A 25,588-nucleotide genomic window follows, 5' to 3' on the forward strand; every position below is an offset into this window, starting at 1 on the left:
TGCTCGCGCGGCCCGGTACACTTGCAGGGCTGACTTCACACGAAAGGTACGTCGTGGCGATACTCTCCGTCGTGCTGCAGGTCCTGCTCGCGATCACGAGCCTCCTGCTCACGCTCCTCATCCTCCTGCACAAGGGCCGCGGTGGCGGTCTCTCCGACATGTTCGGCGGCGGCGTGACGAGCAACCTCGGGGCGTCCGGCGTCGCCGAGCGCAACCTCAACCGCATCACGGTGATCCTCGGTCTGGTCTGGATCGTGTCCATCATCGTGCTCGGTCTCATCAACAAGTTCACGGCGGGGAGCTGATCCATGGCATCCGGAGGCAGTGCAATCCGAGGGTCGCGCGTCGGCGCAGGCCCGATGGGGGAGCAGGACCGCGGCGTCCAGGCGGAGCGCGTGGCCGTCTCGTACTGGGACGCCCTGGGCAACGAGGTCGTGCGGTACTTCTCGGCGACCCTGCCGGACGACGAGATCCCGGAGACGGTCGACTCACCGTCCACGGGTCTCCCGGCCGGCCGTGACAAGGAGAACCCTCCTGTCGTCGCGAAGACCGAGCCCTACAAGACGCACCTCGCGTACGTGAAGGAGCGCCGCACCGAGGAAGAGGCAGCGCAGCTCCTCGAGGACGCGCTGCAGCAGCTCCGGCAGCGCCGCGGTACCGCGAAGTAGCACCAGACGCCCGAAGGCCCCCGCACCGATCCGGTGCGGGGGCCTTCGTCGTGCCACCGGTCCATCATCGGCGAGCGAGCAGGACATGCCGTGTGTCGTCCGCCGATCGGGCGCGATCTGTCGGCGGAGAGTGCCGACCGTGACGGTTCTGGCCCGCTCGGCGGACGCGGACCGGTGGGACCACAGACGAACGGGAGGCGCGGTGCCAGCCGGCACCGCGCCTCCCGTCCGTCAGGAGCCTGCGTCTAGTACGTCGAGGCGATCAGGTTCTCCGGGACGTCGCGCGCGGCGTCCTGGTCCACGAAGAACACCGTGCGCTTGCGGCCCTGCACGCCGCCGACGGGAACCTCGTCCACCGCGGCGCCGGCCAGCGCGAGGCCGAGCACGGACGCCTTCTCGGCACCGGACAGGATCACCCACACGCGCTGCGAGGCGTTGATCACCGGGAAGGACAGCGTCAGGCGCTGCGCCGGCGGCTTGGGGGAGTCGTCGACCGTCAGGACGGCACGGTCGGTCACCGCGAGCTGTGGGAACTCGGGGAAGAGCGACGCCGTGTGGCCGTCGGGACCGACTCCGAGCAGCGTGATGTCGAAGCGCGGTGCGACCGCACCCTCGGGCGCGGCGTCCTGGAGCTCGCGCTCGTACTGCGCGGCGGCCTCGTCGATGGACAGGCCCGCGTCGGACGGCGCCATCGGGTGGATGTTCGCCTGCGGGATGTCCACGTGCTCGAAGAAGTCCGTCTGCGTCCCGGTGACGTTGCGGTCCGCGTCGCCCTCGGCGACCCAGCGCTCGTCGACCCACCAGACGTGCACCTTCGACCAGTCCACGCTCTCGCGCGCGGGCGACTGTCCGATCGCCGCGAGGACCAGCGTCGACACCGAGCCGCCGCTGATCGCGATGTCGGCGCGCTCCTGCTCGTCCAGCACGTCGATGATCTTCGTGATGAAGCGGGCGGCGACCGACGCGCCGAGGGACTGCTTGTCCGGGTGCACCAGCACCCGTCGTTCGTTGGTCACGTGTCTCCCGTGTTCGTGGCGGCCGACCGGTGCGACCGCCTTCGGTCCGACCGGGTGCCGGGCGGTGGTCGTGTCGACCACCGCCCGGCGCCCGGTCGTGTGGGGTGCTCAGCCGGCGATGGTCTCGCGCAGCTGGGGCACCCCGTGCTTGACGACGTCTCCGAAGAGGACGTCCGGGTCGAGTCTACGGAGTTCCTCTGCGAGGCAGTCGCGCAGGTTCCGCCGCGGCAGCGACAGGTCGTGCGTCGGCTGCCCGGGCATCGACAGGGTGGCGACGTCGACGAGGGAGCGTTCGAGGTCGATCGTGCCCGAGGCGCGCTCGAGCTTGACACCGTGGATGCCGCTCGACCCGGTCGCCCGCGGCGAGGTGACGACGGACACCGGGACCTGCAGCTGCAGCTGCAGCCAGGCGGCGAGCAGGACCGTCGACGGGCTGTCGCTCGCACCGGACACCTCGACGCCGGTGACGGGTTCGTACGGCGGCTGGTCGAGTGCCGCGGCGAGCTGGTTCCGCCACAGCGTCAGGCGGGTCCACGCGAAGTCGGTGTCGCCCGGCACGTAGGACTTCCCGAGCGCCTCGATCGCGCCGTTCGGGTCCTTCTGCGCGGCGGCGTCGGTGATGCGGCGCTGCGCGATCCGGCCCAGAGCGGACGCCGCCGGCTGTTCCGGAGCGGCCTGCGGCCACCACGCGACGACCGGAGCGTCCGACAGCAGCAGGCCCGTGACCAGGCTCTCCTCGTCGGTCGCGGTCTCGCCGTAGGCGCGGAGGACGATGACCTCGCTCGCGCCCGCGTCGCTGCCCACGCGGATCTGCGCGTCGAGACGACCGGGCGACTTCGTGTCGCCGTCGTTCTTCGACACGATGATCACGCGCATCGGGTGCTCGCGCGACGCCTGGTTCGCGGCCGAGATCGCCTCTTCCTCGTGGCCCAGTGCCGTCGAGATGATGAGCGTCAGCACGCGGCCGAGGGCGACGGCGCCGCCCTCCTCGCGGATGTGCACGAGCTTCTTCTGGATCTTCGACACCGTGGTGTTCGGCATGTCGATCTTCATGGACGCCTCCAGGTCCGGCCGTCGCGGGCGAGCAGGGCATCGGCGGACGCCGGGCCCCACGTGCCGGGACGGTACTGCTCGGGTTGGCCCTGCGTGGCCCAGAACTCCTCGATCGGGTCGAGGATCTTCCACGACAGTTCCACCTCTTGGTGACGGGGGAACAGGGGCGGGTCGCCGAGGAGCACGTCGAGGATGAGTCGCTCGTACGCCTCCGGCGAGGCCTCGGTGAACGCGTGTCCGTAGCCGAAGTCCATCGTCACGTCGCGCACCTGCGTGCCGACGCCGGGGACCTTCGAGCCGAAGCGGAGCGTGACGCCCTCGTCCGGCTGGACACGGATGACGAGCGCGTTCTGGCCGAGGGGCGCCTGCGTGTTGCCGTAGACGTCCTCGGGGACGCGCTTGAACACGATCGCGATCTCGGTGACGCGGCGACCGAGTCGCTTGCCGGCACGCAGGTAGAACGGGACGCCCTGCCAGCGGCGGGTCGCGATGTCGAGCTTGATCGCCGCGAAGGTCTCGGTCGTGGACTCGGGGTCCATCCCAGCCTCCTCGAGGAAGCCGAGCACCTTCTCGCCGCCCTGCCAGCCGCCGTCGTACTGCCCGCGGGCGGTCGCCGTGGCGAGGTCCTCGGGCAGGCGCACGGCGGAGAGGACCTTCTCCTTCTCGGCACGCAGGTCCGCGGCCTTGAACGAGACGGGCTCCTCCATCGCGGTGAGGGCGAGGAGCTGCAGCAGGTGGTTCTGGATGACGTCGCGCGCGGCGCCGATGCCGTCGTAGTACGCGGCTCGACCGGCGACGCCGATGTCCTCGGCCATCGTGATCTGCACGTGGTCGACGTAGTTCGAGTTCCAGATGGGTTCGTACATCTGGTTCGCGAACCGGAGCGTCAGGAGGTTCTGGACGGTCTCCTTGCCGAGGTAGTGGTCGATGCGGAAGACGTCGTCCGGCGCGAAGACGCTCTCGACGATCGCGTTCAGCTCGCGTGCGGTGCGGAGGTCGGAGCCGAACGGCTTCTCGACCACGACGCGGCTCCACGAGCCCTCGCGCTTCTCGGTCAGGCCCGAGACCTTGAGCTGCTCGGTCACCACCGGGAACATCTTCGGCGGGATCGACAGGTAGAAGGCGTGGTTCCCGAGCGTTCCGCGCTCGGCGTCGAGCTCGTCGACGGTGCGCTTCAGCTCGAGGAACGCCTCGGGGTCGTCGAACGAGCCCTGCACGAAGCGGATGCCCTGCTCGAGCTGCTTCCAGACGGCCTCGTCGAAGGGGGTGCGGGAGTGGTCCCGGACCGCGTCGTGCACGAGCTGGGAGAAGTCCTGGTCCTCCCAGTCGCGCCGGGCGAACCCGACGAGTGCGAAGCCCGGGGGCAGGAGCCCTCGGTTCGCCAGGTCGTAGACCGCAGGCATCAGCTTCTTGCGGGACAGGTCGCCCGTGACGCCGAAGATGATGAGGGTGCTGGGACCCGCGATCCGGTTCAGACGTCGGTCGGTCGGCAACCGGAGCGGGTTGTGCTCCGGGGTGATCGCCACCGGTGACATGGGTGTGGACTCCTTGAGGGTCGAACGGAGACGGCGGAGCGCGACGCTGCGGTGGCAGCGGCGACTCCGCCGTCGTGGTGGTCAGGACCGGCCTGGAGGCTCGTCGCGGCTCCGGCTGGCCGGTCCTGACCGTGGGTGCCTGCGTCCCGTCGACGGTGGTCCCGTCACCGGGACGCAGGCTCCTGTGGTGCTTGCTTACTTGCTGTTCTCGAGCGCGGTCTTCACCGTGTCGACGAGCTCGCCCCAGGAGACGTTGAACTTGTCCACGCCCTCCTTCTCGAGCAGTGCGACGACCTCGTCGTAGTCGACGCCGGCCGCAGCGATCTGGTCCATGACCTGCTGCGCGCCCTCGTACGAGCCGGCGATCGCGTCGCCGTGGATCTCGCCGTGGTCGAACGTCGCGTCGAGCGTCTTGCCCGGCATCGTGTTGACGGTGTTCGGCGCGGCGAGCTCGGTCACGTACAGCGTGTCGGGCAGCGACGGGTCCTTGACACCGGTCGAGGCCCAGAGCGGACGCTGCGTGTTCGCACCCGACTCGAGCAGGCCCAGGGCGCGCTCGGTCGCGAACTGCTCGGTCCAGACCTGGTAGGCGAGCTGCGCGTTGGCGATGCCGGCCTTCGACTTCAGGGCCGTCGCCTCGTCGGTGCCGACGGCGTCGAGACGCTTGTCGATCTCGGAGTCGACGCGCGACACGAAGAACGAGGCGACCGAGTGGATCTTCGAGAGGTCGTGGCCGGCGGCCTTGGCCTTCTCGAGGCCACCGAGGTAGGCGTCGATGACGGCGCGGTAGCGCTCGAGCGAGAAGATCAGCGTGACGTTGACGGAGATGCCGGCGCCGATGACCTCGGTGATGGCCTCGAGGCCCTCGAGGGTCGCGGGGATCTTGATGAGGACGTTCTCGCGGCCGACCTTCTCGAACAGGAACTTCGCCTGCTCGATGGTCTTCTGCGTGTCGTGGGCGAGGCCCGGCTCGACCTCGATCGAGACACGGCCGTCGAAGCCCTTGGTCTCGTCGTAGATCGGCTTGAAGACGTCGGAGGCGTTCGCGACGTCCTGCGTGGTGATCTCGAAGATCGCCTCGGTGACGTCGGTGCCCTTCGCCGCGAGCTCCTTGACCTGCGCGTCGTAGCGCTCGCCCTTGGCGAGGGCCGACGCGAAGATCGTCGGGTTCGTGGTGACGCCGACGACGTTCTTCTGCTCGATGAGCTCGGTGAGCTTGCCGGTCTCGAGGAGCTCGCGCGACAGGTCGTCGAGCCAGATGCTGACGCCGACCTCGGAGAGGGCGGCGGTGGGGGTGTTCTCAGCCATGGTTTCTCTTCTTCTTTCGTCGACCGGCCCGGTCTGCGTGACGCGACCGGGGCCGTGGTGTCGTGGTCTGTGGGCCGGGAGGCGCGGGACGGGCCCGCTGCGTGCCTCCCGGCAGAGGGGCCGGACCCGGCGTACCGGATCCGGCCCCTCGTGGGTCAGGACGCTGCGATCGATTCCTTGGCGGCCGCGACCACGTGCTCCGTGGTGAAGCCGAACTCGGCGAACAGGCGCTGGTAGTCGGCCGACGCACCGAAGTGCTCGATCGACACGCTGCGGCCCTTGTCGCCCACGATGTCGCGCCAGCTCATGGCGATGCCGGCCTCGACCGAGACGCGTGCGGTGACGGCCTTCGGCAGGACCTGCTCGCGGTAGGACTCCGACTGCTCGAAGAACCACTCGAGCGACGGGGCGCTCACGACGCGGGCGTTGATGCCCTCGCCCTTGAGCTGCTCGCGTGCGTCGACCGCGATCTGGACCTCGGAACCGGTCGCGATGAGGATCACGTCCGGGGTGCCGTTCGGCGCCTCGGCCAGGACGTACGCACCCTTGGTGACGTTCTTCGCCGATGCGAGCGTGTCACCGGAGGCGTCGCCCTCGCCGCGCTCGAACACGGGGAGGTTCTGGCGGCTCAGCGCGATGCCGGCCGGACGGTCCTTGTGCTTGAGCATCTCGAGCCAGGCGTACGAGACCTCGTTCGCGTCGGCCGGACGGACGACGTCGAGACCCGGGATCGCACGGAGCGCGGTGATCTGCTCGATCGGCTGGTGCGTCGGGCCGTCCTCGCCCAGGGCGATGGAGTCGTGGGTCCAGACGTAGATCGCCGGCGCCTTCATGAGCGCGGCGAGACGGACCGCCGGACGCATGTAGTCGCTGAAGATGAGGAACGTGCCGCCGAAGGGGCGGGTGTTCCCGTGCAGCACGATGCCGGACAGGATCGAGCCCATCGCGTGCTCGCGGATGCCGAAGTGCAGCACGCGGCCGTACGGGTCGGTCGACCAGGTCTTCGTCGAGGCCTCGGCCGGACCGAAGGACTTCGCGCCCTCGATCGTGGTCAGGTTCGACTCGGCGAGGTCGGCGGAACCGCCCCAGAACTCGGGCATGAGCGGCGCGATGGCGTTGATGACCTTGCCGGAGGCGGCACGGGTCGAGACGGCCTTCTCGGTGGAGAAGACCGGCAGCGCCTCTTCGAGGCCCTCGGGGAGCTCACCGGCGTTGATGCGGTCGAGCATCGCCTTCTTCTCCGGGTTGGCCGCGGCCCACGCGTCGAAGGTCTTGTTCCACTCGGCGTGCTGCTCCTGGCCCTTGGTGATCGCACCGCGGGTGTACTCGAGCACCTCGGGGTCGACGTGGAAGGTCTTGTCTGCGTCGAAGCCGAGGACCTCCTTGAGGCCCTTCAGCTCGTCGGCGCCGAGCGCCGAACCGTGGATCTTGCCGGAGTTCTGCTTGGTCGGCGACGGCCAACCGATGATCGTCTTGAGGACGATGAGCGACGGCTTGGTCGTCTCGGCCTTGGCGGCCTCGACGGCGCGGTAGAGCTCCTCGACGTCCTCGGAGTACTCGCCGGTCTTCTTCCAGTCGACGTGCTGGACGTGCCAGCCGAGCGCCTCGTAGCGAGCGGCGACGTCCTCGGAGAACGCGATGTCGGTGTCGTCCTCGATCGAGATCTGGTTCGAGTCGTAGAAGACGACCAGGCGACCGAGCTGCTGACGGCCGGCGAGGCTCGCGGCCTCGTTCGTCACGCCCTCCTGCATGTCGCCGTCACCGGCGATCACGTAGGTGAAGTGGTCGAAGGGCGACTCGCCGTCGGCGGTCTCCGGGTCGAACAGGCCGCGCTCGAAGCGCTGCGCGTAGCCGAAGCCGACGGCGGAGGCGAGGCCCTGGCCGAGCGGGCCGGTGGTGATCTCGACACCGTCGGTGTGGCCGTACTCCGGGTGACCCGGGGTCTTCGAGCCCCACTTGCGCAGGTGCTGCAGGTCCTCGAGCTCGAGGCCGTAGCCGTGCAGGTAGAACTGCACGTACTGCAGGATCGAGGCGTGTCCGGCGGACAGGATGAAACGGTCGCGGCCGATCCAGGTGGAGTCGCTGGGATCGCGACGCATCACCTTCTGGAAGAGCAGGTGGGCGACCGGCGCGAGGCTCATCGCGGTGCCGGGGTGACCGTTGCCGGCGGCCTCGACCGCGTCGGCGGCGAGGACGCGCGCCGTGTCGACGGCCTTCCGGTCGATGGCGTCCCAGGTGAATTCAGCCACTTGGATGTTGACCCTTCGTTGTTGCGACATGTGCGAGGGCTCGTGCCATCGCACGGACATGATCGCCGTCCCGGGGCCGTGTGTCGTGTCGCCGTCGAGCGGCGGCCGACCGGCTCTTCGCGGCCGACGTCTTCGGGGCACACGATGCGGGAGGGCGTGTCCAGCATAGTGACAACGCTCTCAGAAGGTGTCCAGGTGACGACGGTGCCGTGTCGGGCAGTCGGCCCGGTCGGCGAGGCGGGGCATCCTCGCGGCGCCTCGATGGCCTAAACTACTGCTGACCCGTGTGCATTCCGGGTCGACGCACGCCCCGACGGTGACGGTGCCGCCCACCGAGCGTGCGAGCTGACGCGAACGGACTGAGGTTCCCCTGTTGACTGCCACCGCGACCCGGCCCGACACCGATCGACCCCGCTCGACGCTGTCCCGCAAGGTCCGGGCGTACGTCTCGCTGACGAAGCCCCGGGTCATGGAGCTGCTCCTCGTCACGACCGCTCCGACGATGTTCCTGGCGGAGCGCGGGGTCCCGGACCTGTGGCTCGTGTTCTGGACGATGCTCGGCGGCGCGATGTCCGCGGGTTCGGCTTCGGCGTTCAACTGCTACATCGACCGCGACATCGACCGACTGATGAAGCGCACGAGTCAGCGGCCCCTCGTCACCGGCGAGCTCTCCGACAAGGAGGCACTGGTGTTCTCGTGGACGCTGGCCGTCCTGTCGACCGCGGTGCTCGGCTTCCTGGTCAACTGGCTCGCCGCCGCGCTCAGCGTCATCGCCATCCTGATCTACGTCTGCGTCTACACGCTCTGGCTCAAGCGTCGCACCCCGCAGAACATCGTGTGGGGCGGATCGGCCGGGTGCATGCCCGTGCTCATCGGTTGGGCCGGCGTGACCGGGTCGCTGACCTGGGCACCGATCATCCTCTTCATGGTGATCTTCCTCTGGACGCCGCCGCACTACTGGCCGCTCTCGATGAAGTACCGCGACGACTACGACGCCGCCGACGTCCCGATGCTCGCCGTCGTCCGCGGCCGCACGGTCGTCGGACTGCAGGTCGTGCTGTACGCCTGGGCGACGCTCGTCTGCTCGCTGCTGCTCATCCCGGTCGCGCACATGGGGCCGCTGTACACGGTCGTCGCACTCGCTGGTGGGATCTGGTTCGTCGTCGAGTCGCACCGCCTGTACTCGCGGGCGATCCAGCACGTCGAGCACGTCCAGCCGATGCGGGTCTTCCACAGCTCGATCACCTACCTGACGCTGCTGTTCATCGCCGTGGGCATCGACCCGCTGCTGCCGCAGGTCTTCACCTTCACGATCTAGCGCGGGCTCTGCCCCACAAACGACAGCGCCGCCGGTCCGCCGGCGGCGCTGTCGTGCGTGGCGGCGCGGGTGCGTGCGCGCTCTGCTGTAGGTGGTGCGCGTGCGGGTGGAGCGCGTGCTGGTGCTGCGCGTGCGGGCGGGGGGCCTGCGGGTGCTGCGACAGATCCGCTGTCGTACGACGGCGCGGATGTCGCAGTGGGCCGTCAGCGAGCCGGGCCGCGGTCGGGCCTGGGTCTCGGTCGGCTGAGCCGACCCCGGCGGCGATGCCGCTGTCGTACGACGACGCGGACGTCGCGACCAGCCGCGGCGTGGCGAGCGGCCGACGGCCGGGAGGCGCGGGGCGGGCTCGTGCCGGGCCTCCCGTCCGCACCGTGGCCGGGCTGCCGCCGGGGCGCGGGACGGGGGCGTCTGCGGGGGACGGTCGCGTCCACGTGAGACGGGGCCGGATCCGGAGGTGTCTCGGGCTGCCTGCGGCGTCCCGCATCGACGCCGGCGTCTCGAGCGCGGCCGCGGGACCGGTGCCGTCCGGACGACGACGGCCCACGCGTCGGCGCTCAAGACGGAGGCGACGCGTGGGACGTCGGAAGCGGGACGGGGCGGAGGCCGGTCAGGCGGCGATGCGCTCCCGGACGGCCCCGCGCCCGGCGCTGCCGCGCGTCGAGAGCACGACCACCGTGACGGCGCCGACGAGGAGCCCGGCGAGCACCATGTGCGTCCCCACCAGGCCGACCGGCAGGCCCGTGCGTGCCTGGGTCAGGCCGACGGCGATCTGCACGAACTCGACGACGAGCAGGACGAGGGCCCAGCGGCTCGACAGCCGGAGGACGACCGCGCCGATGACGAGCGCGAGGGTCAGGGCGAAGAGCACGTAGGCCGGGATCGCGTGCAGGTGTTCCATGAGCTGCGGGTCGAAGCCGGTGCGGTGCAGACGACCGCCGTCGACCGCTTCGCTCGCTCCCGCGTGCGGGCCGGAACCCGTCGTCAGGATGCCGACCAGGACGGTGACGACCACGGCGGCGACGGTGCCGCGCACCAGGCCCGTGTACCAGCCGGGGACGAGTCGGGCCGCAGTTCGCGGGCCGTTCATCGAGCGGTAGACGAGCGTCGCCGTGACCGCGACGAGCGTCGTCGAGACCACGAAGTGCAGGCCGACGACGAAGGGGTTGAGGTTCGTGAGGACGCTGAGTCCACCGATCACGGCCTGCACCGGGATCGCGATGCCCTGGGCGAACGCGAGCCAGAACAGCTCGGGACGGGTGCGGCGCACCCGGACCACGAGCAGGAACATAGCGACCGCGACGATCACCAGCACGAAGGTGAGCAGACGGTTCCCGAACTCGATCACGCCGTGGATGCCCATCTCGGGCGTCGACACGAGCGACTCGGCGGTGCACTTCGGCCAGGTCGGGCAACCCAGACCGGAGGCCGTGAGCCGCACGAGGCCACCGGTGCCGATGAGCACGACCTCGACCACGAAGGAGGCCCAGGCGAGCCAGATCACACGGGGGTCGACGGCGCGGGGGAGCGACCACCACCGCTGGTCGCGGGTGCCGGGGCGGACGCCCTGCTCGACGGTGGGTCCGACGCGAGTCACGAGGGTGGTGCCTTCCTGTTGTTCCGTGCGGTGAACCTGTAGGATTCGAGGGTTCAGCAGCAGTCAAGTCTAGGCAGGCGCCGGCTCCGAATGGGCCGAGATCGCCGATCGGTCGGACGACTGCGTGGGACCATCGACGTTGCGAGGCAGCAACGCCGTGGGACTCCTGTCGGAGGTCTGCGGTGGAATGGCGTCCGGACGTCACGGGTTGTCCCGACAGACGCTGCCGCGAGAAGGAAACGAGGAGACCATGTCCGACGTGCTCATCGACCGTCCAGAACTCGAAGGGCTCGGCCAGTACGAGTTCGGCTGGTCCGACTCCGACACGGCCGGTGCGTCTGCGCGCCGCGGTCTGTCGGACGAGGTGGTCAGCGACATCTCCGCCCGGAAGAACGAGCCCGAGTGGATGCACAAGCTCCGCCTCAAGGCGCTGACGCTGTTCGACCGCAAGCCGATGCCGTCGTGGGGTGCCGACCTGTCGGACATCGACTTCGACAACATCAAGTACTTCGTGAAGTCCACCGAGAAGCAGGCCCAGACCTGGGAAGAGCTCCCCGAGGACATCCGCAACACCTACGAGCGGCTCGGGATCCCCGAGGCCGAGCGTCAGCGCCTCGTCGCCGGCGTCGCCGCCCAGTACGAGTCCGAGGTCGTCTACCACCAGATCCGCGAGGACCTGGAGCAGCAGGGCGTCATCTTCATGGACACGGACACGGCGCTCCGTGAACACCCCGAGTTCTTCGAGGAGTACTTCGGTTCGGTCATCCCGGCCGGCGACAACAAGTTCGCCGCGCTGAACACCGCCGTGTGGTCCGGTGGGTCGTTCGTCTACGTCCCGAAGGGCGTGCACGTCGAGATCCCGCTGCAGGCCTACTTCCGGATCAACACCGAGAACATGGGCCAGTTCGAGCGGACGCTGATCATCGCGGACGAGGACTCCTACGTCCACTACATCGAGGGCTGCACGGCACCGATCTACAAGTCGGACTCGCTGCACTCCGCCGTCGTCGAGATCATCGTGAAGAAGAACGCTCGCGTGCGCTACACGACGATCCAGAACTGGTCGAGCAACGTCTACAACCTCGTCACCAAGCGCGCGATCGCGCACGAGGGCGCCACGATGGAGTGGATCGACGGCAACATCGGGTCCAAGGTCACGATGAAGTACCCGTCGATCTACCTCGCCGGTGAGCACGCCAAGGGTGAGACCCTGTCGGTCGCCTTCGCCGGTCCGGGCCAGCACCAGGACGCCGGCGCGAAGATGATCCACATGGCGCCGTACACGACGTCGTCCATCGTGTCGAAGTCGATCGCCCGCGGCGGCGGCCGCGCCGGCTACCGCGGCGAGGTCCGGGTCGATCCGGCCGCGCACCACGCCGCGAACACGGTCCGCTGCGACGCGCTGCTGGTCGACACGGTGAGCCGCAGCGACACGTACCCGGCGATCGACATCCGCGTCGACGACGTGCAGCTCGGCCACGAGGCCACGGTCTCCCGCGTGAGCGAGGAGCAGCTCTTCTACCTCATGTCGCGCGGCATGCCGGAGGACGAGGCCATGGCCATGATCGTCCGCGGCTTCATCGAGCCCATCGCCCGCGAGCTCCCGATGGAGTACGCGCTCGAACTCAACAAGCTCATCGAGATGAGCATGGAAGGATCCGTCGGCTAGATGTCGAACACCAGCACCAACCCGACACCGACCGACGGGGCCAGCCCCGCTCCGCACATCGACCAGCCGGTCGAGCCGTCCGCCGTGGCGCAGGGCCAGCAGGCGCCGTCGGCGCAGGGCCAGGGCCAGGGCACTGAACAGCACGGCGCTCGGGCGCACTCCGACGGCGGCTGGGACACGAAGGTCCCGGTCCAGACCCGTTCGGAGCGCCCGCAGTCCGGCGACCTCGACGCCTTCCCGCCGGTCACCGGCCGCGAGGTCAACTGGAAGTTCGCGCCGCTCGCGAAGCTCCAGCCGCTCCTCGACGGCGGCCTCGACGGTTCCGCCTACCCGTTCCTCGCCCGTCAGACCGAGGGCGCCGACGTCGAGTGGGGCCGCAGCGACGACCCCCTCGTCGGCTCAGCGGGCCTGCCCGAGGACCGTGCCGCGGCGGCTGCCTGGACCGCACGCGACGCCGTGCTCAAGGTCACCGTCAAGGCGACCGAGGCGCACGAGTCGATCTCGATCACCCGCTCGGACTTCGGCACGCAGGCCCGCGCGGCGCACACGGTCATCACGGCCGAGCAGCACGCGCAGGGCATCGTCGTGATCGACAACCGCGGGTCGGCGCTCCTCAGCGAGAACGTCGAGATCGTGGTCCGCGACGGCGCCCGGCTCACGGTCGTCAGCCTGCAGGACTGGGACGACGACGCGGTGCACGTGTCGACGCAGTTCGCCGAGGTCGGTCGCGACGCCTTCCTCAAGCACGTCGTGGTCTCGCTCGGCGGCGACGTCGTCCGTGTGAACCCCTCGACGCACCTCGGCGCGCAGGGCGCGGACACCGAGATGTACGGCGTGTACTTCGCCGACGCCGGGCAGTACATCGAGCAGCAGGTGTACGTGAACCACGACGCCGCGAACACCCGCGGCCGCGTCAACTACAAGGGCGCACTGCAGGGCGAGGGCGCGCACACGGTCTGGATCGGTGACGTGCTCATCGGCCGCGCCGGTGACGGCACCGACTCGTACGAGCAGAATCGCAACCTCGTCCTGACCGACGGCACGCGCGCGGACAGCATCCCGAACCTCGAGATCGAGACCGGCAACATCGAGGGTGCCGGGCACGCCAGCGCGACCGGTCGCTTCGACGACGAGCAGCTCTTCTACCTGCAGGCCCGCGGCATCCCCGAGGAAGAAGCACGTCGCCTCGTCGTCCTCGGCTTCCTGGTCGAGGTCATCCAGAAGATCGGTGCGCCCGAGCTCGAGGAACGCCTGATCGCCGCAGTCGAGCAGGAGCTCGCCGACGGCCGCACCGCGGTCGTCGCAGCGGAGCCCGAGGCCGAGCAGGCGGACGCCTGATGGCCGAGAAGGTCTGCGCCGAGTCCGAGGTCGCCGTCGACAGCCCGATGCGCGTCGTCGTGGACGGCACCGCCGTGGCGATCGTGAAGGACTCCGCCGGCACCGTGCACGCGATCGGCGACACCTGCACGCACGGGGACATCTCCCTGGCCGAGGGCTTCGTCGAGGGTGACACGCTCGAGTGCTGGGCCCACGGGTCCCGGTTCTCGCTGGCCACCGGCAAGCCGCAGAACTTCCCGGCGTACGAGCCGGTCCCGGTCTTCCGGGTCGAGGTCCGTGACGGCGACGTCTACGTCGACGTGCACGACACCGTCCCCGTCGACTGACCGACCCCCACTCTCCTCCGCGGCTGACGCCGCACACCAGCTGCAACCGAAGGAACGCAATGTCCACTCTCGAAATCCGCGACCTCCAGGTCTCGATCGACACCGATCAGGGCACCAAGGAGATCCTCAAGGGTGTCGACCTCACCATCAACGAGGGCGAGATCCACGCGATCATGGGGCCGAACGGTTCCGGCAAGTCCACCCTGGCGTACACGATCGCCGGGCACCCGCGCTACAACGTGACCGGTGGCTCGATCACCCTGGACGGCGAGGACGTCCTCGCGATGAGCGTCGACGAGCGCGCCCGTGCCGGCATGTTCCTCGCGATGCAGTACCCGGTCGAGATCCCCGGCGTGACGGTGTCGAACTTCCTGCGCACCGCGAAGACCGCGATCGACGGCGAGGCCCCCGCGCTCCGCGGCTGGGTCAAGGACCTCCGCCAGTCGATGGCCGACCTCAAGATGGACTCGTCGTTCGCCGAGCGCAACGTGAACGAGGGCTTCTCGGGCGGCGAGAAGAAGCGCCACGAGATCATGCAGCTCGAGCTCCTCAAGCCGAAGTTCGCCGTGCTCGACGAGACCGACTCGGGCCTCGACGTCGACGCGCTCAAGATCGTGTCCGAGGGCGTCAACCGCGCGAAGGCCGCCACCGGCCTCGGCGTGCTCCTCATCACGCACTACACGCGCATCCTCCGCTACATCAAGCCGGACTTCGTGCACGTGTTCGTCGCGGGCAAGGTCGCCGAGCAGGGCGGCCCCGAGCTCGCCGAGCGCCTCGAGAACGAGGGCTACGACCGCTACGTCCAGGCAGCTGCGGGCAACTGATGATCACCGCACTCTCCCCGGAGAAGTTCGACGAGGTCGTCGAGGGCCTCAAGGAGGTCCAGGACCCGGAGCTCGGCGTCAACATCGTCGACCTCGGCCTGATCTACGACCTGGCGATGGACGACGAGGCGAACGCGCTCGTGATCAGCATGACGCTGACGAGCGCGGGCTGCCCGCTCACCGACGTCATCGAGGGCGACACCGCGAACGCGCTCGACGGCATCGTCGACGCGTTCCGCATCAACTGGGTCTGGATGCCGCCGTGGGGTCCGGAGCGGATCACCGACGACGGGCGCGAGATGATGCGCGCGCTCGGCTTCTCGATCTAGCCGCCACCACCGCAACGGACGGGAGGCGCGGTGCCAGCTGGCACCGCGCCTCCCGTCCGTCGTCGGTGCAGCACTCCGCCACGCCGAGTGGGCTCGATCCGTCACGTTCGACTGGTTTCCGCGACGGACATCGCCCGCCCGGCGTTCATCGCGCGGCATGTCGTGCTCGCTCGCGAAGCGAGACAGCCGCCAGTGGCCGGAAGGGCGACGAGCCCCGCACCAGGAGGTGCGGGGCCCGTCGGCGGAGCAGGACGCGTCAGCGGCGGCCGACCAGCTTCCATGCCAGGGGCAGGACGCCCGCGGCGATGAGGGCCTTGGCGACGCCACCGACGACGAACGGGTAGAGGCCGGCGGCGAGCACCGACTGCAGGTCGTTCGGCGCGCCGAGCTGACCGAGCACCACCGCGAGCCAGGGCAGACCCGTCACGAACGGGATCGCGCTCGCGAGGAGCATCGCCACCGTCGCCCGGCCGACATTGCGGTCCCAGTTGCGGCGCGCGAGCCAACCGACCACACCGGCCGCCGGCACGAAGCCGATGACGTAGCCGAAGCTCGGCGAGGCCAGGGCCGCGAGGCCACCGGAGAACTCGGCGAAGAACGGCGCCCCCGCGAGACCCGCCACGGCGTAGACGAGCAGCGACAGCATGCCGCGTCGGGCGCCGAGCGTGGCGCCGACCAGCACGACGGCCAGGGTCTGGCCGGTGATCGGGACCGGCCACATCGGGACCTGGAGCTGTGCCATCGCGGCGGTGAACAGGGCGCCGCCGGCGACCAGGGCGGCGTCGGTGGCGAGCCCCGAGGCGCGAAGACGGTCGGCGAGGACTGCGCGGCGAGCGAACCCGGTGGCGTTCGTCATGGATTCTCCTAGAATGGACTGCTGGTCCCGTTCGAGGACCATCGGTCCCGTCAGCGTAGCGGTGCACCTCCCGCACACGTCGTTGTGCACATCACCAACTGATTGGACGTCCTCCTGTGCTTGCCGTGCACGACCTCGAGATCCGCGTAGGCGCTCGCCTCCTCATGGAGCACGTGTCCTTCCGTGTCGAGAAGGGTGACAAGATCGGGCTCGTCGGGCGCAACGGCGCCGGCAAGACCACGATGACCAAGGCCCTCGCAGGCGAGGCGCAGCCGACCGACGGCAAGATCGAGCGCTCCGGCGAGATCGGCTACCTGCCGCAGGACCCGCGCTCGGGCAACCCCGAGGACACCGCCCGCAAGCGCATCCTCGACGCCCGAGGGCTCGGTGAGCTCGTCGAGGGCATCCGGCAGGCGACGCTCGACATGGCCAGTGAGGACCCGGACACCGCCGAGAAGGCCATGCGTCGGTACAGCCGCCTCGACGACCAGTTCAACGCCCTCGGGGGCTACGCAGCCGAGGCCGAGGCGGCGTCGATCGCGTCCAACCTCAAGCTGCCGGACCGGATCCTCGACCAGCCCCTCAAGACGCTCTCGGGCGGTCAGCGTCGTCGCATCGAGCTCGCGCGCATCCTGTTCTCGGACGCCGAGACGATGATCCTCGACGAGCCGACGAACCACCTCGACGCGGACTCGATCATCTGGCTGCGCGAGCACCTCAAGACCTACGCGGGCGGTGTCATCGTCATCTCGCACGACGTCGAGCTCGTCGACGAGGTCGTCAACCGCGTCTTCTACCTCGACGCGAACCGCCAGACGATCGACGTCTACAACATGGGGTGGAAGCTCTACCAGCGGCAGCGTGCCGCCGACGAGGACCGCCGCCGCAAGGAGCGCGCGAACGCCGAGAAGAAGGCCGCGACGCTCAAGGACCAGGCTGCCCGCTTCGGCGCGAAGGCCACGAAGGCCGCCGCGGCGCACCAGATGGTCGCCCGCGCCGAGAAGCTCCTGGCCGGGCTCGAGGACGAGCGCGCCGTCGACCGCGTCGCCAAGCTGCGCTTCCCGACGCCTGCCGCCTGCGGCCGGACGCCCCTGATGGCCGAGGGCCTGTCGAAGTCCTACGGCTCGCTCGAGATCTTCGCCGGACTCGACCTGGCGATCGACCGCGGCTCACGCGTGGTCATCCTCGGCTTCAACGGTGCCGGCAAGACGACGCTGCTCCGCATCCTCGCCGGCGCGGACCAGCCGGACACGGGCGAGATCCTCCCCGGCCACGGCCTGCGCATCGGGTACTACGCGCAGGAGCACGAGAACATCGACGTGAACCGCACGGTCATCGAGAACATGGTGTCGGCGTCGCCGAACCTCACCGAGACCGAGGCCCGTCGCGTGCTCGGCTCGTTCCTGTTCACCGGCGACGACGGCTACAAGAAGGCCGGCGTGCTCTCCGGCGGCGAGAAGACCCGCCTGTCGCTCGCGATGATCGTCGTGTCGGGCGCGAACGTGCTGCTGCTCGACGAACCGACCAACAACCTGGACCCGGCATCGCGCGAGGAGATCCTCGGCGCACTCGCCGGCTACGAGGGCGCGGTCGTCCTGGTGTCGCACGACGCCGGCGCGGTCGAGGCGCTCAACCCCGAGCGTGTCCTGCTGCTGCCGGACGGCACCGAGGACCACTGGAACAAGGACTACGCGGAGCTCATCGAGCTCGCGTAGCGACCCAGGACGCAACGGGAGGCGCGGTGCCAGCTGGCACCGCGCCTCCCGTTGCGTCGGTGGCTACACGCCCAGCAGTTCGTCCTCGACCTCGTCGTCGGACCGCGGCTTGGCGTCCTTCCGCCGCTGCCGCTCGAGCGCCCGCTCACGCTCCTCGGGGTCGTCCTGGTTGAGGTTCCGGTACTCCTGCACCATCACGTACGCCAGGAACCCGAAGCCGCCCGCGGCGAAGAGGAACCACTGGATGAAGTAGCTGAGGTGCAGACCCGTGTCCGCCGAGGGGCGGTCCCAGCCGAGGGGCCGGGCGTCCGTCGGCGCGGGGGACTCGGAGGCGAGCTGGCCGTACGCGCCCGTCCAGATCGGTGCGTCCACCTTGTCCGCGACGTCGGCGAGCGTGACGGACTGCACCTGGTCGGTGTGCGACGGATCCGTGCGTCCGGGGATGCGCGGCTCGCTCTGCTGCAGGCGTGCCGTCACCGTCACCTCGCCGGCCGGGGGAGCGGGGACGCTGTCCGGAGCGTCCTGCCGGTTGCCGGTCGGCACCCACCCCCGGTCGATCACGAACGCGCGGCCGTCGGCGGTGACGAGCGGCGTGAGCACCTCGAACCCGGGCTGTCCGTTGTGCACGCGGTTGCGGACGAGGAGCTGGTCGTCGACGTCGTACCGGCCGGTGACCTCGACCCGGAGCCACTGCTGGTCGTCGCTCCACGAGGAGGCCCGGGGGAGCGCCTGGTCGAGCGGCACGGGGGTGTGGTCGTAGTTCTGTGCGATCTGCTCGTTCTGCCGGACCGCCTCGTTGCGGCGGTCCCACTGCCACATGCCGAAGAGCGTGCAGATGATCGCGAAGGCCACGGCGATCGCGAAGTAGCCCACCCAGCGGCGGCTCCGGACGAAGGCCCAGCCGACCGTGGGACCGTCAGCGGTGCCGGCGCGGACCGCGGTCGGGGCGTCCGTGCGGTCGGACGTGGGGGTGCCGCCGGACGCGGGGGTGCCGTCTGCATCGATGGTCGGACGTCGTCCGGCGTCGCGCTGCAGCTTCGCGGCGTGCTTCCGGCCGTAGCGGGCGGTGGGGTCGAACTCGTCCGTCATCGTCCGGTGCCGGTGGAGCGCACCCCGACGTCGTTCTTGGGAGCGTCCTCACGCGCACGGACGTCGTCGAGGCTGTCGACGTCCTCGTGCATCCCGGTCACCCGGACCGGGAACGAGCGGGAACGCAGGTAGTCGGCGAGGAAGTCGCAGTGTTCCTCGCACGCCGCCCAGATCTTCACCCGGTCGACGGCGTGGATGCGCGGGTTCCGCCAGTTGATCCGCCACTCGGCGGTGTTCGTGCAGCCCGCTCGCGAGCAGACCGGAGTCGAACCCGGCTCCGTGAAGAGGTCGAACGTCGCGCCCATCAGCGACGCGTCCGGGACTTCGCGGACCACACACGGGAGCGGTCGCCGTTCCGCTGCCATTCCTCCTGCGCGTGCTGGGCCTGCTCGCGGAGGCGTTCCTGCTCGGCGCGGTAGGCCTCGGCCCGGGCGTCCTCCTGCTGCTCGCGGAGACGGGGGTCGACGGCGTCGTAAAGCTCGATCGAACCAGCGGGTGCGACGATGTCGCTCTCGGCGTGGTTGCCGGCGTTCGCGAGGATCACGGCCACCCACGGGATCACCGCGGCGAGCACGATCGGGATGACCGCGAGCCAGGTGTGCCACGTCGTCCACACGAGGACAGCGCCGATGAAGCACACGACACGCACGCCCATCTGCCAGACGTACTTGGACAGGCGGTGCGCCCGGTCCAGCTCGGGGGAGTCAGGCAGGGACGTGATGCTCTGCGTGGACCCGGAGTGGGTGTGCGTCGCGTGGAACCGGCGCTGCGTCGACTTCATACGGTGTTCTTCCATTCGCCAGGGTCAAGCCTAAGCCCGGACCACCGACAGTCGACCCACCGCGCGGGGGACAGGTGCGGGGAACGGCTCCGGTACGCTCGTCCGGGCGTGTCCAGCGGCCGCAGGCCTCGCGGTCGGACCGGCACACGCCGCGTCACCCCCACTCGAACGGAGCGATCATGACCACCCCCCGTACCGTCCTCGTCACCGGCGGCAACCGCGGCATCGGCCACGCCCTCGCTGCACGCTTCGTCGCCGAGGGACACCGCGTCGCCGTGACCTCCCGGAGCGGTCAGGGCGGACCCGAGGGTGCGCTCACCGTCGCCGCCGACATCACCGACTCCGCGTCGGTCGACGCTGCCTTCACCCAGGTCGAGGCCGAGCTGGGGCCGATCGAGGTGCTGGTCGCGAACGCCGGCATCACGAACGACCAGCTCCTGCTCCGCATGTCGGAGGAGGACTTCACGAGCGTCGTCGACACGAACCTGACGGGCACGTTCCGGGTGGTCAAGCGTGCGACCAAGGGGATGATGAAGGCGAAGTTCGGCCGCATCGTGCTCATGTCGAGCGTCGTCGGCGCCTACGGTCAGGTCGGCCAGGTCAACTACGCCTCGTCGAAGGCCGCGCTCGTCGGCATGGCCCGCTCGATCACGCGTGAGCTCGGCTCGCGCGGCATCACCGCCAACGTCGTCGCGCCGGGGTTCATCCAGACCGACATGACGGCCGCGCTCCCCGAGGAGCTGCAGGCCGAGTTCAAGAAGCAGATCCCGGCGGCGCGCTACGGCACGGTCGACGACGTCGCCGACGCCACGCTCTTCCTGGCGAGCGACGGCGCCGGGTACGTCTCCGGTGCGGTGATCCCGGTCGACGGCGGTCTCGGGATGGGCCACTAGCCCGCTGGGCGCACCCGACCGAGTCTCGGGCTCAGCGACGGGTCTCGCGCTCTCGGGCACGAGACCGGTCGCCCACCCCGAGTCTCGGCGACGCCCCCGGGCCGCGGATCAGCCGCGCAGGCCGAGCGTCGCGAGCACCGCGGACAGGTCGCGGTCGACGACCGCCACGTCCGCCCGCTCGCGGACCAGCGGCTTCGCGTCGAAGGCCACGCCCAGGGCCGCGACGCCCATCATGACGAGGTCGTTGGCCCCGTCACCGACCGCCACGGTACGGGACAGCGGGACGTCGTCCGCCCCGGCCCACGCGCGCAGCGTCCCGGCCTTCGCCTCGGCGTCGACGACGTCACCGAGCACGCGACCGGTGAGCACGCCGTCCACCACCTCGAGCCGGTTGGCCCGGCAGTGGTCGAGGCCGAGCCGCGCGGCGAACGGGTCGAGGACCTCGTGGAACCCGCCGGACACGACGCCGACGGTGCCGCCGGCGGCGTGCACGCCGCGGACCAGCTCCTCAGCACCCCGCGTCACGCGGACCGCCTGCTGCGCGCGCGTGCAGACGTCGGCCGGGAGGCCCGCCAGGGTCGCGACCCGCTCCCGGAGGCTCTCGGCGAAGTCGATCTCGCCGCGCATGGCGCGCTCCGTCACCGCCTGCACCTGTGGACGGGTGCCGGCGTGGTCGGCGAGCAGTTCGATGACCTCGTCCTCGAGCAGCGTGGAGTCGGCATCGAGGACGACGAGGAAGCGTGGCACGCACCAACGGTACCGACAGCAGGAGGCGCGGCCGACGTCTGTGACGTCAGCCGCGCCTCCAGGCCGCGTGGTGGGTGGGGTCAGGCCTCGACTCGGACGCCCTTGCCCACGACGGTGATCCCCGACTCGGTCACCGTGAAGCCGCGGGCCTCGTCGGTCTCGCGGTCGACGCCGACCTGCGCGCCGGGAGCGATGACCACGTCCTTGTCGAGGATCGCGCGGTTCACGGTCGAACCGGCACCGATCGACGCCCGCTCGAACACGATCGAGTCGAGGACCTTCGCGCCGGAGTCGATGCCGCACCACGGACCGATCACACTGCGTTCGACCTGGGCACCGGACAGCAGGCAGCCGAGCGAGACGATCGAGTCGACCGTCGAGCCGGTGTTGCCGTTCGCGTCGCGCACGAACTTCGCCGGCGGCAGGTTCGTCTGCTGGTTGAAGATCGGCCAGTCCTGGTTGTACAGGTTGAAGACCGGCACCGGCGCGATGAGGTCCATGTGGGCGTCGAAGAACGAGTCGATCGTGCCCACGTCGCGCCAGTAGTACCGGTCGCGGTCGTTCGACCCGGGCACGTCGTTGCGCTGCAGGTCGTACACGCCGGCGTCGCCGCGGGCCACGAAGTCCGGCACGATGTCGCCGCCCATGTCGTGCTTGCTCGACTCGATCTGCCCGTCGCGGAGCACCGCGTCGACGAGGGCGTCGGCGTTGAACACGTAGTTGCCCATCGACGCGAGGATCTCGTCGGGGGAGTCCGCCAGGCCGACGGCGTCCTTCGGCTTCTCGAGGAACGCGTCGATCTTGGTGGGGTCGTCCTGGTCCACCTGGATGACGCCGAACTGGTCGGCGAGTCCGATCGGCTGCCGGATCGCCGCGACCGTGGCACTGCGGCCGGAGGCGATGTGAGCCTCGATCATCTGGTGGAAGTCCATCCGGTAGACGTGGTCGGCACCGACCACGACCACGATGTCCGGGCGCTCGTCGCGCAGCAGGTTGAGCGACTGCAGGATCGCGTCCGCCGAGCCGGCGAACCACCGCTTGCCGAGTCGCTGCTGCGCCGGCACCGACGCGACGTAGGACCCGAGGAGCCCCTCCATGCGCCAGGTCTCGGCCACGTGACGGTCGAGGCTGTGCGACTTGTACTGGGTCAGGACGACGATCTTCTGCAACCCGGAGTTGACCAGGTTGGAGAGCGCGAAGTCGATGAGGCGGAAGTTGCCGCCGAACGGGACTGCGGGCTTCGCGCGGTCGGCCGTGAGCGGCATGAGCCGCTTGCCCTCGCCGCCGGCGAGGACGATGCCGAATACCTTCTTTGGTGCCATGTGGTTCACAGTAGGCGTCCGGACGGCTGACCCGTTACGTTGAGTCCGTGCGAGTCGATCTACTGACCAGGGAGTATCCGCCGGAGGTCTACGGCGGAGCGGGTGTCCACGTGGCCGAGCTCACGGCTGCGCTGCGGTCGGGGACGGACACGGACGTGCGCGTGCGTGCCTTCGGGGCGTTCCGCGACGAGGAGGGCGTGTGGGCCTACCGCACGCCCGAGGGCCTCGAGGACGCGAACGGTGCGCTCCAGGCGCTCGGCACCGACGTCCGCATCGCCGCCGACGTCGAGGGCGCCGACCTGGTGCACTCCCACACCTGGTACGCGAACGCTGCGGGACGCATCGCGCAGCTCACCCACGGCATCCCGCACGTGGTCACCGCGCACAGCCTCGAGCCGCTGCGCCCGTGGAAGGCCGAGCAGCTCGGTGGCGGGTACCGGCTGTCGAGCTGGATGGAGCGCGAGGCGTTCGAGCAGGCCGACGGCGTGATCGCGGTCTCGAAGGCCATGCGGGCCGACATCCTGCGCTCCTACCCGTCGATCGACCCGGCGAAGGTCCACGTCGTCTACAACGGCATCGACATCGACGAGTGGAAGCCGACCGTCGACGAGGGCGCCGTGCGCGCCCTCGGCATCGACCCGTCGCGCCGCTCGGTGGTGTTCGTCGGCCGGATCACCCGGCAGAAGGGCCTGCCGTACCTGCTCCGTGCGGTGGCGTCGCTGCCGTCCGACGTGCAGATCGTGCTGTGCGCGGGCGCTCCGGACACGCCGGAGATCATGGCCGAGGTGACCGGACTGGTCGAGTCCCTGCGCGCCGAGCGCGACGGTGTGGTCTGGATCGACCGGATGCTCTCCCACCAGGAGGTCGTCAACGTCCTGTCGTCGGGCACCGTCTTCGTCTGCCCGTCGATCTACGAGCCGCTCGGCATCGTCAACCTCGAGGCGATGGCCTGCGGGATCCCGGTGGTCGGGACCCGCACGGGCGGCATCCCCGAGGTCGTCGCCGACGGACTGACCGGGCGCATCGTCCCGATCGACCAGGCGCAGGACGGCACCGGGACGCCCAACGACCCGGACCGCTTCGTCGCGGACCTCGCCCGCACGCTCGACGAGGTCCTGGCCGACGAGGGGCTCGCGAAGCTCATGGGACGCGCCGGGCGCCTGCGTGTCGAGAGCGAGTTCACCTGGGACGCGATCGCGCACCGCACACGGCAGGTCTACGACGAGGTGCTCGCCCGGAAGCCGTAGGCTGTGGCCATGCCCTCGGTCGTGCGCTTGTCAGACGTCTCCGTGGTCCGCAACGGGGCCACCATCCTCGACGGGATCTCGTGGGAGGTGCAGGACGACGAACGCTGGGTGGTGCTCGGTGCCAACGGCGCGGGCAAGACCACGCTGCTGCAGGTGGCCGGCGCCCAGACGTTCCCGACGTCGGGCAGCGTCGAGGTGCTCGGTACCGAGCTCGGCGGCGCGGACCTGTTCGAGCTGCGCCCGCGCATCGGCTTCGCGTCGACCGCCCTCGCCCGCCGGATCCCGGTGACCGAGAAGGTCGTCGACGTCGTGCTGACCGCTGCCTACTCCGTGACCGGGCGCTGGAACGAGGAGTACGAGGAACTCGACGTCCGCCGCGCCCAGCGCGTGCTCGACGAGTGGGGCCTCGGTGACTTCACCGACCGCACCTTCGGTGAGCTGAGCGACGGCGAGCAGAAGCGCGTGCAGATCGCCCGTTCCGTGATGACCGACCCCGAGGTGCTGTTCCTCGACGAGCCGGCCGCGTCGCTCGACCTCGGTGCTCGCGAGAGCCTGGTCCGCACGCTCGGCGGGTACGCGCAGAGCAGCGACTCGCCGGCGATCGTCATCGTCACGCACCACGTCGAGGAGATCCCCGAGGGCTTCACGCACGCCCTCGTGCTCGCCGACGGCACCGTGCAGGCCGCCGGCCCCATCGACGAGGTCCTGACGGCTCCCACGCTGTCCCAGGCCTTCGGTGTGGAGCTGACCGTGTCGAAGGACGCCGGTCGGTACACGGCACGCGCGGCCTGACGCTCCCGATCCGGCCCGTCGTCTGGTAACGTGGACGGCTGGCGCACGCCGCAGACTTCCCGCGCGGGGGTCCCGATCGAGTCCGCTCGAACCGGCCGTCCGCGCACCTCCCACCATCTCCAACCGAGGAATCTCCATGAAGACCGACACCCACCCCGAGTACAACGCCATCGTCTTCCGCGACCTGGCTTCCGGTGAGACGTTCCTGACGCGTTCGACCGCGACCAGCGACAAGACCATCGAGCTCGACGGTGCGACCTACCCGGTCATCGACGTCGAGATCTCGTCCGCGTCGCACCCGTTCTACACGGGCAAGCAGCGCATCCTCGACTCGGCCGGTCGCGTCGAGAAGTTCAACCAGCGCTTCAAGGGCTTCAGCAAGTAAGTCCGCGTTCGCGCTCGGACGGGCGGTCCTCCTGCGGGAGGGCCGCCCGTTCTGCGTCGCGGGGCGTGCGGCGCGCTGTGTCCGGGGGCGGCGGGGGTCGCGCCCCGCTGCGGACGGTGCGCCCCGGCACACGGGGGTGCGGCGTCCGGGACGGGGCGCGATCGCGTTCCGCGGCACCTCGGTGGCCACGCGATGGCGACGTCGTGCCGACGCTCCGTGGCGCGTGGTGCTCGTGCACAGCTCGGAGCAGGTCGCGCCATGCGATCACGTGGTTCGGCGTGCGTTCGGTTGTGCGGCTGCACCGAGAGCGAGGCCTCGGTCACGGCCGGGAGGCCCGGTGCGGGGTCAGCAGGGCGGCTCACCTGACGACGTCGGGCCGTTTCGCGCTCGTCCGCTCCGGCAGTCCGGCGCGCGTGACGGCCGTGGTTCGTCGTGCTCGCGCACCACGCGGCGCACGTCGCGCCACGCGATCGCACGGTTCGACGTGCTTCCGGTTGTGCGCGTGCACGGGGCGCCTGGCCGGGCGCGCGTACC

At 70.1% G+C, this 25,588-nt stretch carries 25 protein-coding genes; 13 read left to right on the top strand and 12 right to left on the bottom strand.

The genetic code is table 11. From position 1 onward, the window contains the following. The first annotated feature begins 53 nt into the window (after window positions 1-53). Window positions 54-305, top strand: a complete 252-nt coding sequence (gene secG, locus ACIPEQ_RS01410) for a preprotein translocase subunit SecG (protein ID WP_058727797.1) — start codon at window positions 54-56, stop codon at window positions 303-305. 3 nt (window positions 306-308) lie between these two features. Beyond that, window positions 309-668, top strand: coding sequence for an RNA polymerase-binding protein RbpA (locus tag ACIPEQ_RS01415; RefSeq protein WP_402713610.1), 360 nt, complete (start codon window positions 309-311; stop codon window positions 666-668). A 245-nt stretch (window positions 669-913) separates the two neighbouring features. Here ACIPEQ_RS01415 and pgl read toward each other — a convergent pair whose 3' ends face one another. From pgl to tkt, 5 genes are all read right to left on the bottom strand, one after another. Then, the gene (gene pgl, locus ACIPEQ_RS01420) at window positions 914-1,684 is read right to left on the bottom strand and encodes a 6-phosphogluconolactonase (protein ID WP_126891144.1); all 771 of its coding nucleotides are present in this window, start codon (window positions 1,682-1,684) and stop codon (window positions 914-916) included. A gap of 108 nt (window positions 1,685-1,792) precedes the next feature. Further along, the gene (locus ACIPEQ_RS01425; protein WP_126891145.1) at window positions 1,793-2,737 is read right to left on the bottom strand and encodes a glucose-6-phosphate dehydrogenase assembly protein OpcA; all 945 of its coding nucleotides are present in this window, start codon (window positions 2,735-2,737) and stop codon (window positions 1,793-1,795) included. Then, window positions 2,734-4,272 carry a glucose-6-phosphate dehydrogenase gene (zwf, locus tag ACIPEQ_RS01430; protein WP_250366989.1) on the bottom strand — a complete coding sequence of 513 codons (1,539 nt, stop codon included), beginning with the start codon at window positions 4,270-4,272 and terminating at the stop codon, window positions 2,734-2,736. Before zwf ends, ACIPEQ_RS01425 begins: the two co-directional genes overlap by 4 nt. Before the next feature lie 195 nt (window positions 4,273-4,467). Next, complete coding sequence (gene tal, locus ACIPEQ_RS01435) at window positions 4,468-5,580, bottom strand: transaldolase (RefSeq protein WP_209823609.1); 1,113 nt, start codon at window positions 5,578-5,580, stop codon at window positions 4,468-4,470. Window positions 5,581-5,735: 155 nt separating this feature from the next. Next, window positions 5,736-7,829, bottom strand: a complete 2,094-nt coding sequence (tkt, locus tag ACIPEQ_RS01440) for a transketolase (protein ID WP_402713612.1) — start codon at window positions 7,827-7,829, stop codon at window positions 5,736-5,738. A 373-nt stretch (window positions 7,830-8,202) separates the two neighbouring features. Between tkt and ACIPEQ_RS01445 the strand changes: the two genes are divergently transcribed. Beyond that, entirely contained in the window at window positions 8,203-9,147 is a 945-nt protein-coding gene (locus tag ACIPEQ_RS01445) for a heme o synthase (protein ID WP_250366987.1), read from the top strand. Window positions 9,148-9,754: 607 nt separating this feature from the next. Here the strand turns inward: ACIPEQ_RS01445 and ACIPEQ_RS01450 are convergent. After that, entirely contained in the window at window positions 9,755-10,741 is a 987-nt protein-coding gene (locus ACIPEQ_RS01450) for a heme A synthase (protein ID WP_402713614.1), read from the bottom strand. A gap of 250 nt (window positions 10,742-10,991) precedes the next feature. On the opposite strand from ACIPEQ_RS01450, the gene sufB reads away from it, so the two are divergent. The 5 genes from sufB to ACIPEQ_RS01475 are packed head-to-tail and all read left to right on the top strand — an operon-like array spanning window position 10,992 to window position 15,227. Continuing rightward, window positions 10,992-12,410: a Fe-S cluster assembly protein SufB gene (gene sufB, locus ACIPEQ_RS01455; RefSeq protein WP_066654410.1), complete on the top strand. Its 1,419-nt coding sequence runs from the start codon at window positions 10,992-10,994 to the stop codon at window positions 12,408-12,410. Next, window positions 12,411-13,748 (top strand): Fe-S cluster assembly protein SufD, encoded by a 1,338-nt coding sequence (gene sufD / locus ACIPEQ_RS01460; RefSeq protein ID WP_402713616.1) that lies wholly within the window; start codon window positions 12,411-12,413, stop codon window positions 13,746-13,748. It abuts the gene before it with no gap. Next, complete coding sequence (locus tag ACIPEQ_RS01465; RefSeq protein WP_402713617.1) at window positions 13,748-14,074, top strand: non-heme iron oxygenase ferredoxin subunit; 327 nt, start codon at window positions 13,748-13,750, stop codon at window positions 14,072-14,074. Before sufD ends, ACIPEQ_RS01465 begins: the two co-directional genes overlap by 1 nt. A gap of 59 nt (window positions 14,075-14,133) precedes the next feature. Then, entirely contained in the window at window positions 14,134-14,898 is a 765-nt protein-coding gene (gene sufC / locus ACIPEQ_RS01470) for a Fe-S cluster assembly ATPase SufC (protein WP_402713618.1), read from the top strand. Further along, window positions 14,898-15,227, top strand: coding sequence for a metal-sulfur cluster assembly factor (locus ACIPEQ_RS01475; RefSeq protein ID WP_022902786.1), 330 nt, complete (start codon window positions 14,898-14,900; stop codon window positions 15,225-15,227). The genes sufC and ACIPEQ_RS01475 overlap by 1 nt, the downstream gene beginning before the upstream one ends. 256 nt (window positions 15,228-15,483) lie before the next feature. Here ACIPEQ_RS01475 and ACIPEQ_RS01480 read toward each other — a convergent pair whose 3' ends face one another. Beyond that, complete coding sequence (locus ACIPEQ_RS01480; RefSeq protein WP_402713619.1) at window positions 15,484-16,125, bottom strand: biotin transporter BioY; 642 nt, start codon at window positions 16,123-16,125, stop codon at window positions 15,484-15,486. A gap of 74 nt (window positions 16,126-16,199) precedes the next feature. Here ACIPEQ_RS01480 and ACIPEQ_RS01485 point away from each other — a divergent pair, with 74 nt between their 5' ends. Next, a complete protein-coding gene (locus ACIPEQ_RS01485; protein WP_209823612.1) occupies window positions 16,200-17,798 on the top strand; it encodes an ABC-F family ATP-binding cassette domain-containing protein in 1,599 nt (532 codons plus the stop codon). A 63-nt stretch (window positions 17,799-17,861) separates the two neighbouring features. On the opposite strand, the gene ACIPEQ_RS01490 is transcribed toward ACIPEQ_RS01485, so the two are convergent. From ACIPEQ_RS01490 to ACIPEQ_RS01500, 3 genes are read right to left on the bottom strand one after another with little or no spacing between them, the layout of a single operon-like run. Then, window positions 17,862-18,887, bottom strand: coding sequence for an SURF1 family protein (locus ACIPEQ_RS01490; protein WP_402713622.1), 1,026 nt, complete (start codon window positions 18,885-18,887; stop codon window positions 17,862-17,864). Continuing rightward, window positions 18,884-19,192, bottom strand: coding sequence for a hypothetical protein (locus ACIPEQ_RS01495; protein ID WP_374109361.1), 309 nt, complete (start codon window positions 19,190-19,192; stop codon window positions 18,884-18,886). Before ACIPEQ_RS01495 ends, ACIPEQ_RS01490 begins: the two co-directional genes overlap by 4 nt. Further along, window positions 19,192-19,668, bottom strand: a complete 477-nt coding sequence (locus ACIPEQ_RS01500) for a DUF3099 domain-containing protein (protein WP_161972653.1) — start codon at window positions 19,666-19,668, stop codon at window positions 19,192-19,194. The genes ACIPEQ_RS01495 and ACIPEQ_RS01500 overlap by 1 nt, the downstream gene beginning before the upstream one ends. Window positions 19,669-19,847: 179 nt before the next feature. Here ACIPEQ_RS01500 and fabG point away from each other — a divergent pair, with 179 nt between their 5' ends. After that, entirely contained in the window at window positions 19,848-20,561 is a 714-nt protein-coding gene (fabG, locus tag ACIPEQ_RS01505) for a 3-oxoacyl-ACP reductase FabG (protein WP_058750253.1), read from the top strand. Window positions 20,562-20,669: 108 nt separating this feature from the next. On the opposite strand, the gene serB is transcribed toward fabG, so the two are convergent. Together serB and glgC are read right to left on the bottom strand one after the other, a co-directional pair. Next, window positions 20,670-21,308, bottom strand: a complete 639-nt coding sequence (gene serB, locus ACIPEQ_RS01510) for a phosphoserine phosphatase SerB (protein WP_126892068.1) — start codon at window positions 21,306-21,308, stop codon at window positions 20,670-20,672. 80 nt (window positions 21,309-21,388) lie between these two features. Beyond that, window positions 21,389-22,630, bottom strand: a complete 1,242-nt coding sequence (gene glgC / locus ACIPEQ_RS01515; RefSeq protein WP_209677193.1) for a glucose-1-phosphate adenylyltransferase — start codon at window positions 22,628-22,630, stop codon at window positions 21,389-21,391. A gap of 47 nt (window positions 22,631-22,677) precedes the next feature. Between glgC and glgA the strand changes: the two genes are divergently transcribed. The 3 genes from glgA (at window position 22,678) to ACIPEQ_RS01530 (ending at window position 25,054) form a co-directional block, all read left to right on the top strand. Beyond that, window positions 22,678-23,877: a glycogen synthase gene (glgA, locus tag ACIPEQ_RS01520; protein WP_402713624.1), complete on the top strand. Its 1,200-nt coding sequence runs from the start codon at window positions 22,678-22,680 to the stop codon at window positions 23,875-23,877. 9 nt (window positions 23,878-23,886) lie between these two features. Beyond that, complete coding sequence (locus ACIPEQ_RS01525) at window positions 23,887-24,669, top strand: ABC transporter ATP-binding protein (protein WP_209823614.1); 783 nt, start codon at window positions 23,887-23,889, stop codon at window positions 24,667-24,669. A gap of 136 nt (window positions 24,670-24,805) precedes the next feature. Then, a complete protein-coding gene (locus ACIPEQ_RS01530; RefSeq protein ID WP_022905175.1) occupies window positions 24,806-25,054 on the top strand; it encodes a type B 50S ribosomal protein L31 in 249 nt (82 codons plus the stop codon). Window positions 25,055-25,588 lie beyond the last annotated feature (534 nt).

Source organism: Curtobacterium sp. NPDC087080, from assembly GCF_044745105.1.
Lineage (GTDB): Bacteria > Actinomycetota > Actinomycetes > Actinomycetales > Microbacteriaceae > Curtobacterium.

Excerpts from the sequence above, each read along its gene's own strand:
- ACIPEQ_RS01415 (WP_402713610.1), top strand. The coding sequence starts at position 309 with ATGGCATCCGGAGGCAGTGCAATCCGAGGGTCGCGCGTCGGCGCAGGC.
- ACIPEQ_RS01425 (WP_126891145.1), bottom strand. The coding sequence starts at position 2,737 with ATGAAGATCGACATGCCGAACACCACGGTGTCGAAGATCCAGAAGAAG.
- zwf (WP_250366989.1), bottom strand. The coding sequence starts at position 4,272 with ATGTCACCGGTGGCGATCACCCCGGAGCACAACCCGCTCCGGTTGCCG.
- tal (WP_209823609.1), bottom strand. The coding sequence starts at position 5,580 with ATGGCTGAGAACACCCCCACCGCCGCCCTCTCCGAGGTCGGCGTCAGC.
- sufB (WP_066654410.1), top strand. The coding sequence starts at position 10,992 with ATGTCCGACGTGCTCATCGACCGTCCAGAACTCGAAGGGCTCGGCCAG.
- sufD (WP_402713616.1), top strand. The coding sequence starts at position 12,411 with ATGTCGAACACCAGCACCAACCCGACACCGACCGACGGGGCCAGCCCC.
- ACIPEQ_RS01465 (WP_402713617.1), top strand. The coding sequence starts at position 13,748 with ATGGCCGAGAAGGTCTGCGCCGAGTCCGAGGTCGCCGTCGACAGCCCG.
- sufC (WP_402713618.1), top strand. The coding sequence starts at position 14,134 with ATGTCCACTCTCGAAATCCGCGACCTCCAGGTCTCGATCGACACCGAT.
- ACIPEQ_RS01475 (WP_022902786.1), top strand. The coding sequence starts at position 14,898 with ATGATCACCGCACTCTCCCCGGAGAAGTTCGACGAGGTCGTCGAGGGC.
- ACIPEQ_RS01480 (WP_402713619.1), bottom strand. The coding sequence starts at position 16,125 with ATGGTCCTCGAACGGGACCAGCAGTCCATTCTAGGAGAATCCATGACG.
- ACIPEQ_RS01490 (WP_402713622.1), bottom strand. The coding sequence starts at position 18,887 with ATGACGGACGAGTTCGACCCCACCGCCCGCTACGGCCGGAAGCACGCC.
- ACIPEQ_RS01495 (WP_374109361.1), bottom strand. The coding sequence starts at position 19,192 with ATGGGCGCGACGTTCGACCTCTTCACGGAGCCGGGTTCGACTCCGGTC.
- ACIPEQ_RS01500 (WP_161972653.1), bottom strand. The coding sequence starts at position 19,668 with ATGAAGTCGACGCAGCGCCGGTTCCACGCGACGCACACCCACTCCGGG.
- fabG (WP_058750253.1), top strand. The coding sequence starts at position 19,848 with ATGACCACCCCCCGTACCGTCCTCGTCACCGGCGGCAACCGCGGCATC.
- glgC (WP_209677193.1), bottom strand. The coding sequence starts at position 22,630 with ATGGCACCAAAGAAGGTATTCGGCATCGTCCTCGCCGGCGGCGAGGGC.
- ACIPEQ_RS01525 (WP_209823614.1), top strand. The coding sequence starts at position 23,887 with ATGCCCTCGGTCGTGCGCTTGTCAGACGTCTCCGTGGTCCGCAACGGG.
- ACIPEQ_RS01530 (WP_022905175.1), top strand. The coding sequence starts at position 24,806 with ATGAAGACCGACACCCACCCCGAGTACAACGCCATCGTCTTCCGCGAC.